The sequence below is a fragment of the Psychrobacillus sp. FSL K6-2365 genome (assembly GCF_038003165.1).
Classification (GTDB): domain Bacteria; phylum Bacillota; class Bacilli; order Bacillales_A; family Planococcaceae; genus Psychrobacillus; species Psychrobacillus psychrodurans.
Window position 1 is genome coordinate 1,944,543 of sequence record NZ_JBBOOO010000001.1, and the last position, 13,005, is coordinate 1,957,547.

The 13,005-nt window shown below is 33.2% G+C and carries 14 protein-coding genes; 10 read left to right on the forward strand and 4 right to left on the reverse strand.

Going from position 1 to position 13,005, the window contains the following annotated elements:
* Nucleotides 1-265: 265 nt before the first annotated feature.
* Nucleotides 266-1,630, reverse strand: a complete 1,365-nt coding sequence (locus tag MKY29_RS09295) for an MATE family efflux transporter (RefSeq protein ID WP_340879580.1) — start codon at nucleotides 1,628-1,630, stop codon at nucleotides 266-268.
* Nucleotides 1,631-1,660: 30 nt separating this feature from the next.
* Complete coding sequence (locus tag MKY29_RS09300; RefSeq protein WP_093494818.1) at nucleotides 1,661-2,134, reverse strand: GNAT family N-acetyltransferase; 474 nt, start codon at nucleotides 2,132-2,134, stop codon at nucleotides 1,661-1,663.
* Nucleotides 2,135-2,235: 101 nt separating this feature from the next.
* Between MKY29_RS09300 and MKY29_RS09305 the strand changes: the two genes are divergently transcribed.
* The 3 genes from MKY29_RS09305 to MKY29_RS09315 all read left to right on the forward strand — a co-directional run bounded on the left by MKY29_RS09305 (nucleotide 2,236) and on the right by MKY29_RS09315 (nucleotide 3,969).
* Nucleotides 2,236-2,493, forward strand: a complete 258-nt coding sequence (locus MKY29_RS09305) for a MerR family transcriptional regulator (protein ID WP_340879581.1) — start codon at nucleotides 2,236-2,238, stop codon at nucleotides 2,491-2,493.
* A 42-nt stretch (nucleotides 2,494-2,535) separates the two neighbouring features.
* Complete coding sequence (locus MKY29_RS09310; protein ID WP_340879582.1) at nucleotides 2,536-3,063, forward strand: GyrI-like domain-containing protein; 528 nt, start codon at nucleotides 2,536-2,538, stop codon at nucleotides 3,061-3,063.
* Nucleotides 3,064-3,153: 90 nt separating this feature from the next.
* Nucleotides 3,154-3,969, forward strand: a complete 816-nt coding sequence (locus MKY29_RS09315; RefSeq protein WP_340879583.1) for a DUF1835 domain-containing protein — start codon at nucleotides 3,154-3,156, stop codon at nucleotides 3,967-3,969.
* Nucleotides 3,970-4,056: 87 nt separating this feature from the next.
* On the opposite strand, the gene MKY29_RS09320 is transcribed toward MKY29_RS09315, so the two are convergent.
* Both MKY29_RS09320 and MKY29_RS09325 read right to left on the reverse strand, forming a co-directional pair.
* Nucleotides 4,057-5,478 carry a DHA2 family efflux MFS transporter permease subunit gene (locus MKY29_RS09320; protein ID WP_340879584.1) on the reverse strand — a complete coding sequence of 474 codons (1,422 nt, stop codon included), beginning with the start codon at nucleotides 5,476-5,478 and terminating at the stop codon, nucleotides 4,057-4,059.
* A 66-nt stretch (nucleotides 5,479-5,544) separates the two neighbouring features.
* The gene (locus MKY29_RS09325; protein ID WP_093494823.1) at nucleotides 5,545-6,114 is read right to left on the reverse strand and encodes a TetR/AcrR family transcriptional regulator; all 570 of its coding nucleotides are present in this window, start codon (nucleotides 6,112-6,114) and stop codon (nucleotides 5,545-5,547) included.
* A gap of 176 nt (nucleotides 6,115-6,290) precedes the next feature.
* On the opposite strand from MKY29_RS09325, the gene MKY29_RS09330 reads away from it, so the two are divergent.
* The 7 genes from MKY29_RS09330 to MKY29_RS09360 all read left to right on the forward strand — a co-directional run bounded on the left by MKY29_RS09330 (nucleotide 6,291) and on the right by MKY29_RS09360 (nucleotide 12,992).
* Entirely contained in the window at nucleotides 6,291-7,172 is an 882-nt protein-coding gene (locus MKY29_RS09330; RefSeq protein WP_340879585.1) for a GNAT family N-acetyltransferase, read from the forward strand.
* Between the two features lie 238 nt (nucleotides 7,173-7,410).
* Nucleotides 7,411-7,896 carry a tetratricopeptide repeat protein gene (locus MKY29_RS09335; RefSeq protein WP_340879586.1) on the forward strand — a complete coding sequence of 162 codons (486 nt, stop codon included), beginning with the start codon at nucleotides 7,411-7,413 and terminating at the stop codon, nucleotides 7,894-7,896.
* A 224-nt stretch (nucleotides 7,897-8,120) separates the two neighbouring features.
* Nucleotides 8,121-8,930 (forward strand): DUF4097 family beta strand repeat-containing protein, encoded by an 810-nt coding sequence (locus tag MKY29_RS09340; RefSeq protein WP_093494826.1) that lies wholly within the window; start codon nucleotides 8,121-8,123, stop codon nucleotides 8,928-8,930.
* A 140-nt stretch (nucleotides 8,931-9,070) separates the two neighbouring features.
* The gene (locus MKY29_RS09345) at nucleotides 9,071-9,880 is read left to right on the forward strand and encodes a YitT family protein (RefSeq protein WP_241599858.1); all 810 of its coding nucleotides are present in this window, start codon (nucleotides 9,071-9,073) and stop codon (nucleotides 9,878-9,880) included.
* A 247-nt stretch (nucleotides 9,881-10,127) separates the two neighbouring features.
* Nucleotides 10,128-11,045, forward strand: a complete 918-nt coding sequence (locus tag MKY29_RS09350) for an aminoglycoside phosphotransferase family protein (RefSeq protein WP_241599859.1) — start codon at nucleotides 10,128-10,130, stop codon at nucleotides 11,043-11,045.
* Between the two features lie 626 nt (nucleotides 11,046-11,671).
* Nucleotides 11,672-12,628: a tyrosine recombinase XerC gene (locus tag MKY29_RS09355; RefSeq protein ID WP_340879587.1), complete on the forward strand. Its 957-nt coding sequence runs from the start codon at nucleotides 11,672-11,674 to the stop codon at nucleotides 12,626-12,628.
* Nucleotides 12,629-12,806: 178 nt separating this feature from the next.
* Complete coding sequence (locus tag MKY29_RS09360) at nucleotides 12,807-12,992, forward strand: hypothetical protein (protein ID WP_093494832.1); 186 nt, start codon at nucleotides 12,807-12,809, stop codon at nucleotides 12,990-12,992.
* The last annotated feature ends 13 nt before the right edge of the window (nucleotides 12,993-13,005 follow it).

The window sequence follows — 13,005 nt, forward strand, 5'->3', positions numbered from 1 at the left end:
TGAATCTTAAATGATATTGGTTTGACATTCGTCAAAATCAATATCATTTTTTTGATTATTTTATGGGTTTTGTCTGTCCTGAGCACACCCATTGTAGGGAGTACTATACAGCAAACTGATTGGAGTGAATGACGGCAACTCCCTGCGGTGAAGACTCATCTCTCCCACGCTGAAAGCGTCCGCTTAAACAGAAACCAGCGGTATTAATCATTCTTTCCAGTCCAATGATGCCAGTGTTCACGAGACATTTTATATATATACTTTGTTATGATTTGAGTCCTTGCATGTCTTTTGCAGAGGTATCTCTAAACGGAGCTAGGGCTTTTAGTGTATATCTGGCAATTACTAAACCAATTGCTGTAATTCCTTCTGCTAGTGGGAAGGCAAGCCAAATGTAATCACTTCCTACATAGGTTGGTAATAACCATAAAAGTGGTAAAAAAAGCACAATACTTCTAGCAATGATTATAATAGAAGAAAGTTTAATCTTCTTAATCGCTTGGTAATATTCGGCGTATACTAAATTAAAACCTAAAAATAAATAACCAATGAAAAACATGGAAATGCCTGTCTTCGTGTAAGTAAACACTTCTTCAGAGGTAACTCCAAATAACGAAATAATCACATCTCCGAACAACAACCCGACTAGTAATATACAAGCACCGAATAAAATCCCTGTTATCACACCTAATCTCAAGAATTGCTGTAGACGATCATATAACTTCGCACCGTAGTGAAAGCTAACAATAGGTTGAAGTGCCGCCCCAATCCCAATAAATAGCATGATGAAAACGGCATGTAAATAATTCACAACTGCATACGAAGTAACACCAACTGCTCCAACAAAATGCATAAACGTAACATTATACGCAATAATTGTCATCGCTACAGAACCTTCTACTATAAAACTTGGCAAGCCAATCTTTAATATCTCAATAACTGTCTTTAGCTCAAATTTAAATTTAGTGAATTTCAACATACTATTTTTTCGAGTGAAATGGAGTAGTAAAACGACTAAACCAATAGCGGTTGATATAACAGTTGCATAGGCAGCACCTTCAACACCAAGTTCCATTACAAAAATAAATAAATAATTAAATACAATGTTAAGAACTGAGGTAGTAGCCAGTCCAAGCATAGCAAGTTTTGGATTTCCATCATTTCGTATAAAAATACTTAATATATTTTCAATCACATAAACGACACCAAACACTAGAATGATATGAAGATAATCTTTTACATAAGGGAAAATTTCATCACTTGCACCAAACAAATAAGCGATTTCTTTTTGCTTCCATAAACTTAGTATGACAAGTACACCGACAATGATAACAGCTAGGAAAAAGGATTGTGAAAAGATTGAGCGTGCTTCTTTAATATTACTTTCTCCAAGTGAAATGGAAAATAGTGTTGCTCCCCCCATCCCAATCCAGAGCGAAATAGATAGTAAAATTGAGAATATAGGAACCGCTATATTAATACCTGCAAGGGCTTCGGGACTTATTCCATTACTAACAAAAATGCCGTCGACTAAAATATTGACTGCCATTAATAGCATTCCGAGTAAGGAAGGGATTAGATACGTTAGAAATAATTTTTTAGTTGGGGTATTTCTTAATGTTTCATTCATATTATTCACCTGTTGTTTTGTAGAGTAGAGTTATTCTAGCTGTCCGTTTAAGTTTGTTATATTTTTCACCATAATTCTTTCATTTTTTAGATCGAATTCACCATTGAAATGAAAATCAAATTTTTGGTATAAGTGAATCGCAGATTTATTTTCTTCATATACACTTAAATATATTTGGGTACATGAAAATTCATTGACTAGTTTCTGTATTAATGCATTCAGCATAATAGTTCCATAACCAAAACCTTGGTATCTGGAATCTATTAAAAAACGATCCAACCATACTCGACCATTGTCTGTTTCTTCAGAGAAAAACCCATACATTGCAAATCCGATTAAACACTCGTCAGAATAGAGACCCACTGGTTTATATATAGTGCATTCACGGGCTTCTGCTAAACATTGTTCAGTTGTTTCTATAAAAGAAGCTTGTAACTCTCCGACACTTAACTTTAATATATCTTGAACATTATCTTGCGCTACGTCACGAATGGAAATATTCATGACTATCAAATCCTTTCTTTTTAGTACAAATAGATAGTTTTAAATGGTATAGTTACATCCTAAAGTATCCGGTAACCATACAGTCAAGGGGGAATTAGTAAATGAGCGAGAATTTACGTAAATATTTTACGACAGGTGAATTCGCAAAGTTATGTAACGTGAAAAAACAGACTTTATTTCATTATGATGAAATTGGGCTTCTTTCACCAGAAATCAAAAACGAAAAAGGTTATCGATATTATTCCTATCATCAATTTGATGTTTTTAACGTTATTGAACTCCTCAAAGAGGTGGACATGCCTTTAAAGGAAATTAAACTATTCTTGAACAATAAGACCCCTGACGAATTGATTGAGTAATTAAAAGTGAAGTCATTGGAAATCCAAAAAAAGATAAATAATTTGAACCAAATACAAAAGATAATCGATACAAAGATAGCTCTAACGGAAAATGCACTAAAGTTAGATTTTAAACAAATCAGTCTAGAGATACAGGAAGAGGAGTTATTATTTTTAAGTGACTCTATATTGGATTGTTCTGATCGATCTTTCTTAAAATCTGTCTCCCATTTCATTGATTTTTTATACAAAAATGAACTTGATATTGGTTATCCAATTGGTGCCATGGTAAATAGGGCGAAGCTGATGAAAGAGGATTATGACAATTATTCTTACTTGTACACGAAAACAGAGGTCGATGTAAAAAATATATCATTTTACACGAAACCAAAAGGATTATATGTAGTCGCTTATCATGTTGGGAACGATAAAAATATTTCTAAAACTTATAAAGAAATCATGAAATTTATCGATAAACATCAAATAAAGCTTGGAAGCTATTCGTACGAGGAATATATACTAGATGAAATCACTGTAAGTGGAAGTGATAATTATGTCACTCAAATCTTGGTAGAAGTGGAAGAGATTTAATGTGAGCAGAAATGAATTCATATTTCATATATTTCATGTACAAATAATTTAACAAAAAGAAAAAATATACTTAGAATCGGAAGTGTTCGTGTGATTCATCTCATTTTTGGAGATTCTGCGATTGGTAGCTTAAAACACGCTTTAAGTGAACATAATCACAAAATAATTGGTTTCCCTATAGACTTTTCTATCGGACCAATTAGAAATGTTTATGAAAACAGCGGTATTAAAAGTTATTTTACTTGGTTGGAAAATTCATACCACACAGTATGGGGTAATTTTGAAGATAACCAAACAATGTATCAACAGTCATTACAAAAATTGGCGGATATAAAGCATGGTGACCAAGTAACGATTTGGACTTGTGAAAATGCTACAGAGCAAATTGGTCTTCGCATCATCTGTAATTTGTTAAAAGAAAAACAAGTTGAAATTAATGTTGTAAATACTTACAAAGCAATGAGAGATTATACAGAACGTAAGGAATTGCGTAATGAAATTCGTCATACCGGGGAGTGTAATGCAGAGCAGTTAGCTCATTTTCATGAATTTTCCATTTTTCAGATTTCAGATGGATTGACTAGAACTTTAGAACAGGAGGGGGAAAAACTGCTACAGAGTACAAGCATTGTTCGGTCTTGGAAGCAAGGGGAAATCATCGATGAATTAGAAACAAGAGATGATTCGTTTATAATGGAATGTGTGGGGAAGTTACATAGTGAACGAAAAAATACAGAATTTTTGAATGCAACACGTGTGATAGGTGAAGTGGTTGGTTTATCGGAGCAAGTGGTATCGGATGCATGGATAGAATACCGTGTACGTTCTCTTATTCATTTAGGACAGTTGTCTTATGAGGGAGACCTTCAATCCATGCGTATGTATAAAATAAAAGATATTAAATAATTGTAATACCGAACAATCTAAGCAAAAACATAGAAATAAACCCCATTCTGAGTAGAGAACTCATAGAATAGGGTTGTATTTTAGATTTTATGCCTTTTTGATAAATAAGGACATGATTAATCCAATAATAGCTAGGATTAAGCCAAATATAAACGCATCTTGAACCCCAGCAGTTAATGACATACTAACTGTTTCCGGATCCATTAAATTGGTTGCGTTTTTTAAATAAGCGTTCTGAGAAGTTGACATAATTGTAATTGCAACAGCCGTTCCAATCGCACCAGATACTTGCTGTAATGTATTCATCAAAGCAGTTCCATCAGGATACAGGTTTCTTGGAAGCTGATTAAGTCCATTTGTCTGAGCTGGCATCATAACCATAGACACCCCGATAAATAGAACAGAGTGCATAATAATTACCATAATAATAGAAGTATCAACAGTGATATTGGATAGCATCCACAACATAATAATCATGATGATGAAACCAGGTGCTACAAGACCTCTTGGACCATATTTGTCAAATATTCGCCCAGTCAAAGGAGACATAAAACCATTTAGGACCCCACCTGGTAAAAGTACGAGCCCAGCCGTAAATGCTGCTAATGCAAGTCCTGTTTGTAAGTATAAAGGCAATAGTATCATCGAGGACATGATTACCATAAAGGTAATAAATACACTTAATAAGCCTAGTGTAAACATTGGATATTTTAGAACACGTAAGTCAATCATTGGAACTTCCATTTTGAATTGTCTCATAGAGAACAAAGTCAGTGCGAAAAGACCGACAATAATAGTAACAATAACTATAGTACTACCCCAACCTTTTTCTCCTGCACTACTAAAGCCATACACAATTCCACCAAAACCAATAGTTGATAAAATAATAGAAAGTATGTCTATTTTAGGTTTCGTTACAGTTGTTACATTTTGCACGAATTTAATTCCAAACAATAAAGCAAGCAGAAGGAATGGTAAGCAAATCCAGAAAATCCAGTGCCAAGTAAGTTTCTCAAGCACAAGACCAGAAATAGTCGGCCCAATTGCTGGTGCAAACATAATCACCAATCCCATGATTCCCATTGTTGCTCCTCTTTTATGAACAGGGAAAATGAGTAAAATGGTATTGAACATTAATGGTAGTAGTAATCCTGTTCCTACTGCTTGTATAACCCGTGATAGCATTAATACAGTAAAGCTTGGTGCAAGTGCTGCAATAAGTGTTCCAATAATAGAAAATAGCAGAGAAGCTATAAATAATTGTCTTGTAGTGAACCACTGCATGATAAATCCTGAAATAGGTACTAATATCCCTAATGTTAAGAGGTAACCAGTTGTTAGCCATTGGACTGAGGGTGGACTAATATCAAATATTACTATTAAATCTCCTAGTGCCATGTTCAGTGCTGTCTCACTAAATAATCCGACAAACCCTGCAATTAAAAACGAAATTAAGATAGGGGTTGTTTTAAATACTTGTTTTTCTTGTTGTGTTGCTTTTTCAATCATGAACAAATTCCTCCAATTAATGACTACATAGACCGTCCATATAATACATTTTCTGAAGAATTTAAATTAATCTTTTCTTAATAATAATGTAATTTGCTCTTTGGCAACTTCAAGCGGTCTATTACTCTTATTTGTTAAAGATAAAAGAATAGCACCCTCAATCATTAGATTTACCGCAAGGGCCAAGTCATTTGACTGAGCTTTGTCATATCCGCATTTAAGTAATTTCTTCCTATAAATTGCTTGCCATTCTTCAAATGCTAAATGACAAGCCATTCGGATTGGTTCACTTGTTGAATAGGTTTCACCAGCAATAGTTCCAATGGGGAACCCTATGTTATCACTTTTTATAATGATTTCGGATAAATGTTGCAAATGTGTTTGAAATGCTTTGATAGGATCTTCAAATTCATCAAACAATGCTTGAATTTCATTTACAACAATTTCTTTAGTATGATTAATCGCTGCAATCGCTAGTTGTTCCTTCCCCTGTGGAAAGTAATGATAAAGAGATCCTTTTGGAATTCCACTTTCCTCAAGAATGTCTTTAAGTCCTACTCCATAGTAGCCTTTTATCCGAAATAGCCGTGAAGCAGTTTCAATAAGAATATCTTTGGAATTATTTTTAGCGGACATTTTAAATCACCTCATAAATTATACCAACCGGTCTATTAGAATAATATAAAGATAAATTTTTCCTTTGTCAAAAGTTATTTATCAAAGGTGTAGTTCTTTTTACCAAATGTGTATATCTTTACAATTATCTAAATGATAAAATGTTCTGATAAAGATATTTAGAAAAGGTGATTTCTATGACAACCTATATAAGTCCCCCTAAGCATTTGGAGGAATTAGCTTTTTTCTTAGAGGTTTTAAATAGTGATGATTCCTACCATATTGGTTATTGCGGACAATATAAAAAGGAGATTTACGATACTCTTACAACTGATTTCTCTGATATCGATATAACGAAATCATTTGTCGTTGCCTATTCCGAGAACAACATAATTGGAGCTTTAGGATTTGACATTGATGAAGAAAATAAAAGTACAGAGGTATGGGGTCCCTTTATAAAGAATGAGGACGACTATCCTCAGTTGGCAAATGATTTATGGATAGAATTAGAGGATACCATTCCTTTCAAACTAAACGAGTACCAGTTTTTTGTTAATGAAAAAAATACTTTAGTTAGGCAATTTATTGAAAGTAAAAATGGAGAGGAAAATGGGAATCATCTTATTTTAAGTATAGATAGAAATAGTATCAAGGAAGGACAAAATTTACATATCCAAACTTATGAAAATTCCTTTCATACGTCCTTTAGTGCCCTTCATAAACTAGCCTTTCCAAATACTTATTATAGTAGTAACCAAATCCTTTCGAGAATTAGTGAAGACAATCAATTATTCATCATCCAAGACAATAACGATGTAAAGGGATATGTGTACGTAGAGGCTGTCCCACTTCACGGAGAAGGAGTAATTGAATACATTGCTGTTTCATCAGAGTATCGAGGGCAAGGAATAGCAACTAAGTTAATGAAAGCTGCTCTTCATCATTTATTTTCATATGAAGAAATAGAAGAGATCACTTTAAGTGTGGGGGCAAATAACAAAACTGCAATTGCTCTTTATAAGGCATCAGGATTTCAAATAAAACATGCAATGATTGCATATAAAATAGAAAAGAATTAGTCTGTTCGAAGTTAGTTCTTCATAACTCTTTTCATGCTTGGTATCTCATAATACTTGGCACGATACCGGACATTGCATCATCAAAGGTTTGATAATACATCTTGCGTCTTCCGTAAGTCATACGAGTAATCAACAAAATGAAAAAAAGTTCAAATATAATAAATCCATCATTTAACTCCTTACATTCTAGTATTCTACATTCAATAACAAATACCATAATAGAGAGGGATATTCAATTATGATTAAGGAAATAGAGGAAGCGATTATTTTGAGGAATAATGGCATGAAAAATGAATCAAACGAACTTTTGTTAAAGTTAGTAGAGAAATACCCGAGTAACGCAAGCATCCTCTACCAATGTGGTTGGAGCTTCGACATTTTAGGTGAGGAGACAAAAGCAGTAGCATTCTATGAAACAGCAATAGATCTCGGCCTCCCAAATGATGAAATGGAAGGGGCCATTATAGGATTGGGGAGCACATACAGAGCACTCGGTGATTATGAGAAATCGAAAAGAGTATTCATACGAGGAATCGAACTATTTCCAAATAATAAAGCTATTCAAGTTTTCTATGCCATCACTTTATACAATCTTAGCGACCATTCAAATGCCACCGAATTATTATTAGAGGTACTATTGGAAACGACTGAAGATAAACAAATTCTTGAATATGAAAGAGCATTAAAATTTTACTCTAAGCATCTTGATGACGTTTGGAACTAAGCTAGAGAGTGACAAGTATTTATACATAAACGGTTTATATACTTCTTTGCATAGGATATTGAGTATTTATAATTCTATTATTCTTAAGTGTATACGATTTATTTTAGCTTTAGTTGTCAATTTATCCCTAAATGATATACATCTTAAGGCTTAGAGAATTTCCCATCTCAAGACCATAGGAAATGGTATTTATTTCTTTATAATGAAATGTAAGAGGTAAACAAATGGAGGTTACAGTAGTGAGTTTAAAAAAGATTGGTATTATAGCAATAATAGTTGTAGTTTTAGGAGCAGCTATAAACGTAGGGATGAATATTGCAGGTGGGTTTATCAAAAATACAGAAAAAATTGAGTTAGCGGAAGAGTTCTCGCGGATAGATATTACAGGGGACAACACGGCTATTGAAGTAGTTCGAACATCTGCTTCTAACGGCAAAGTTGAGTTTATAAGTAAAAAAAGCTCAAGCAATAAATTAAATGCATACGTGGAAGGTGATACTCTTCATGTAGAAATGAAAAAGAAGCTATTTAATGTCTTCGACTTTGGATTCAGTTTTTCCGGCAACAAAATTATCGTATCAGTTCCAGATGAAAAATACGATGAGCTGACAACGCAGACTAGCAATGGTCAAATTTTCGTACAGGAACTACAATTTGAAAACATCGAAATTGAGTCGAATAACGGAAAAATCGTATTAGAGGATTTGGAAAGTAAGATGGTCAATGTAAAAACAAACAATGGGAAGATTGATCTTCATCATGTGACCGGAGATATACAAGCGGAGTCAGATAATGGTCAAATTTCAATGGTTACCGATAATCTAGATCGATCAATTACTTTAGAAACGAATAATGGACTTGTTGATATTCGTACAACATCTGAACCTAAGAATGCAACAATACAAGCGGAAATAGATAATGGAAGAATCGATATATTTGGTTCTTCGAATGAAAAGACCGTTTTTGGTAATGGAGAGAATAAGATTAGTATAAATACTGATAATGGAATAATTTCTTTGAAAAAGGGAAATTAATAAAGAAATACAAGCAATATATTGACGAGTGCGTTAATCTTTGTTAAATTATTTCTTATATCATTTGCGAAGAGAAAATTCTAGTAGAAGAAAAACTCGTCCTTAATGGGCGAGTTTTTTTATGGAAGAAAGGAGCAGTCATGTTGAAAAACCTAATTGTAATTGTGGGCTCCTTTGTAATAGCTTTTGCATTTAATGCATTCTTAGTACCTCATGAAATTTTAAGCAGTGGAATAAGTGGTATAGCTATTTTATTAGGAATTATAACTCCTTTTGACACAGGTATACTTAACTTTATTATGAACGTACCTTTATTAATATTAGGGTATTACAAGCTTGGAAAAGAAATTACGCTAAATACGCTTGTATGTGTACTATCGTTATCTGTTTTTCTATATATAATTCCAGCGGAGTCTATTTCAGATAATATATTGCTATCTGCTATATTTGGTGGAGCTATAGGTGGCCTTGGAATAGGTCTTATTATGAAATACTCAGGAACTTCTGGTGGAATGGATATAATAGCTATTATTATTTCTCGCTCAAGTAATTTTAGTGTTGGTCTTTTACTTACTGGGATGAATAGTGTAATCGTACTTATTTCTGGAGCCGTATTTAACTGGGAAATTGCATTGTATACATTATTATCGATCTATCTGACTGGAAAAGCGATTGACACACTTTACACGAATCATGAAAAACTAACAATGCAAATAATTACAACTGCTGGGGAACCCATCCGTCAAGAGTTACTAGCAAGTATTTATCGTGGTGTGACAGTTACAGAAGGATATGGTGGCTACACATTGGAGAAAAAACATATTTTAATGATGGTCGTTACTCGATACGAAACAATGCAAATTAAACAAATTGTAAGAAAGCATGATGAGCATGCATTTATAAATATTGTTGAAACTGTTGAAGTCGATGGACACTTTGCTCAGAACTAAAAAAAAGCTGATGTCATAATTTATTTAGACATCAGCTTTTTAATATTCAAATATCTTTCATCATACTACAAAGAAAACAAGTATGAAACCACAGAAATTATGCCAGTTTTTCCACCGGCAAAAGGTACTGTATTAGCCTTTATAAACAAAGCATATAATTATTTTTAGATCGTCCCCTGCAAAATACAGTTGTCTAATGTAAAATGTAGATATAGAGAGAATACATAGGATTAAAGGTGGGGAAATCATGGAGTACACGGATCAGTTCAGTCAAAAAGTAGTCGGTGCATTTGGTGCCATTGGAGAAAAATGGCTAGAAGAGTTGGATTCAATTGTTCAAAACTATATAAAAAAATGGAACTTAACCTTTGTAGCCCCTGTAGATAATCTATCTTATAATTACGTCGTAAAAGTAAAAGATGCGGAAGATAATCCGTTCATTTTGAAAATCGGTATTCCAAATTACGATTTTAGTAATGAAATAAGAACACTTGAAACTTATGGGGGAAAAGGATGTGCAGCAATAATCAAGTCAGATGCTGAAAACGGGGCAATGTTACTTGAGCATATACTTCCTGGCACGATGCTTACAAAAGTAGAAGAACTAAATTCAATCAGTCACTTTGCGAAGGTTTGGAGTGCTCTCAGGCGATCAGTGAAAAAAAACGCAAACCATCCATCTATAGGCAATTGGATGGAGTCACTAGATCGTTTTCAGGCAACAAATCCAACTAACCAAGGACATATTTCAGATGATTTTATTTGTCTTGCTAAAACCTATTTTATTGAAATAACTAATTCCTCAAAAGGCAGCGAGCTTCTACATGGTGATCTACATCATGAAAATATTTTATACTCGGATACTCATGGTTGGATAGCAATTGATCCAAAAGGAGTAACTGGCGATCCGTATTTTGATACAACTTCATTCTTAATTAATCAATTGTTTAATAAACCAAATCCAAAAAAGGTACTAGAACAGAGGGTTAACCTGCTTTGTGATGAAATGCAAATGGACAAAAATCGACTTTTAAAAGCAGCAATTGCAATGTCGATTTTATATGCTTGTTGGGGAATAGATGATAATAATTCTGATTGGAAAAATACATATTTATGTGCACAATGGTTTGAAGAGTTCAGAAGTCCAAATTTATTAGATTCTTGACTTGATGCTTCAGCATTTGAAAGGATGAATATGTGCAGAAGTTATGGGTTTTATGGCTAACCATGAATTTTTCAATTTTTTATATGCTGAGATTTTATTAATTGCTGTACTTAAAGGATGGAGTTACTAATAAAATAGAGTAATCGAAATATAAGTTTGTAAATACGGTGTGTATTTACCGAACACAAAAGGACCGAATAATGTTTCAAAGTTATTCGGTCCTTTTGTGTATCCAAAATTTCTTAGGGACTTTTAGTAGCATTGTTCGCCATATTTGGTTTAATGAATTGTTTTGTTATTATTCGATATAACTGTAGGAGTTTAAATTTGTCTGGGAATAATGAAGATGTGTTTTAAGTTATAAATTTAGAGTGCAAATTCCCAATTAACTAAACAGTCTAATTATAATAGAGTTTTGCGGCCACAGAAGTAAGTTTCGTACAACAACTCATCAACTCAAAATTAAAAGGCTCTCAATGCGAATTTGAAGCACCCTAATATTTGGAAGTAAATTAACGCCAAATTGGATTTTTCACGATAAAACACTATAAAATTCAATAAGGTTCCCAAATACATATTTGGGAACCTTAATTTGTGATAAAATGGGAGTAGAAGAGGTGGAAGCAATGCAAAAAGAATTACCAAAAGTAGTAAAAGATTTTTTGGTCTATTTAACGACTATAAAGGGGAAATCTTTACGAACACGAAAAGAGTATGAGTATGACATCACTTTATTTTTGAGATTTCTAATAGCAGTGGAAAATGATATAGATATATCAAAAATCGATGAAATTTCTATTAAAGATGTAACGATAGATTTTATAAGAGAAATCTCTCTAGAAGATATGTATTTGTTTTTGGAATACTGTGAATTACAGCGTAGTAATTGTGCTGCTTCACGAGCTAGGAAGGCAGCAACACTTAAGTCCTTTTTTAAATATTTGAAAGGGAAAAGAAGAATGTTGGACGATAATCCAGCGGATGAATTGGAAACGCCGAAAATCGGTAAGAAAAAGCCGATTTATATGGATCAAAAAGAGGCAGAAATATTTATTGCAGGAATAAAAAAAAGTAATCATTACTATCGAAATTATAGCATGATCATGTTCTTATTAAATCTAGGTCTTCGTGTTTCGGAGCTTTGCAGCTTAAACCTTACATCCATTCAGGATAATGTATTGCATGTGATAGGTAAAGGAGATAAAGAACGTACCGTTTTTCTAAACAGAGCTTGTACTGTTTCTCTACATACATATATGGAAAAAGAACGCCAATACATTCAAGATGCATCTACAAATCAAGCGCTATTCCTGTCACAAAAAGGAACTAGACTGACAAGGCAAACAGTAGCAAAAATTATCAAACAAATAAACCAGGATTCTGGTTTAAATAAAGAAAAACTAACTCCGCACAAGTTAAGACATACATCTGCAACTCTTATGTATAAAAGTGGTGCAGACATTAGAAGTCTACAGCATATTTTAGGTCATACTAGTGTATCTACTACACAAATTTATACACATGTGGAAGATAAAGAAATTGAAAGAGTAATAGAAAATAATCCTTTCAACCAATTAGGTTAACATAATATTATTATGTAAACTAAATACAGTGGAATTATTTAGTTTCACTTGTAGAAAAATTGCTGAAATAAGACGAAATATGAATAATTTTCATTTTCATTTATAACTTTTTGAAGTAAGAGAATATACTACAATATACGCATACGGTTTCGCTGGTGGAAGAGGGGGGCAATAAAATTTGAAAATAACAGAAATTTATAAAAGGTATTTAAAGGGAGAAAAATTTAAAAGCATTAGTGAAATAAACCTAGGAAAACTGCCTATAAAACATGCAGCAGATTTGGTTGGATCTTCACCCATTATGCAAGAAATAGCCAAAAAACACTCCAAAAGTTTAAAGCACCAAAAAAAATACCCGCTTTGAAGAAAGCGGGTAT

What these genes read in the sequence shown, in the direction of transcription:
- MKY29_RS09300 (WP_093494818.1), bottom strand. Translation starts at nt 2,134, where the DNA reads ATGAATATTTCCATTCGTGACGTAGCGCAAGATAATGTTCAAGATATA.
- MKY29_RS09295 (WP_340879580.1), bottom strand. Translation starts at nt 1,630, where the DNA reads ATGAATGAAACATTAAGAAATACCCCAACTAAAAAATTATTTCTAACG.
- MKY29_RS09330 (WP_340879585.1), top strand. Translation starts at nt 6,291, where the DNA reads ATGACAACCTATATAAGTCCCCCTAAGCATTTGGAGGAATTAGCTTTT.
- MKY29_RS09325 (WP_093494823.1), bottom strand. Translation starts at nt 6,114, where the DNA reads ATGTCCGCTAAAAATAATTCCAAAGATATTCTTATTGAAACTGCTTCA.
- MKY29_RS09320 (WP_340879584.1), bottom strand. Translation starts at nt 5,478, where the DNA reads ATGATTGAAAAAGCAACACAACAAGAAAAACAAGTATTTAAAACAACC.
- MKY29_RS09305 (WP_340879581.1), top strand. Translation starts at nt 2,236, where the DNA reads ATGAGCGAGAATTTACGTAAATATTTTACGACAGGTGAATTCGCAAAG.
- MKY29_RS09355 (WP_340879587.1), top strand. Translation starts at nt 11,672, where the DNA reads ATGCAAAAAGAATTACCAAAAGTAGTAAAAGATTTTTTGGTCTATTTA.
- MKY29_RS09350 (WP_241599859.1), top strand. Translation starts at nt 10,128, where the DNA reads ATGGAGTACACGGATCAGTTCAGTCAAAAAGTAGTCGGTGCATTTGGT.
- MKY29_RS09335 (WP_340879586.1), top strand. Translation starts at nt 7,411, where the DNA reads ATGATTAAGGAAATAGAGGAAGCGATTATTTTGAGGAATAATGGCATG.
- MKY29_RS09345 (WP_241599858.1), top strand. Translation starts at nt 9,071, where the DNA reads ATGTTGAAAAACCTAATTGTAATTGTGGGCTCCTTTGTAATAGCTTTT.
- MKY29_RS09340 (WP_093494826.1), top strand. Translation starts at nt 8,121, where the DNA reads ATGGAGGTTACAGTAGTGAGTTTAAAAAAGATTGGTATTATAGCAATA.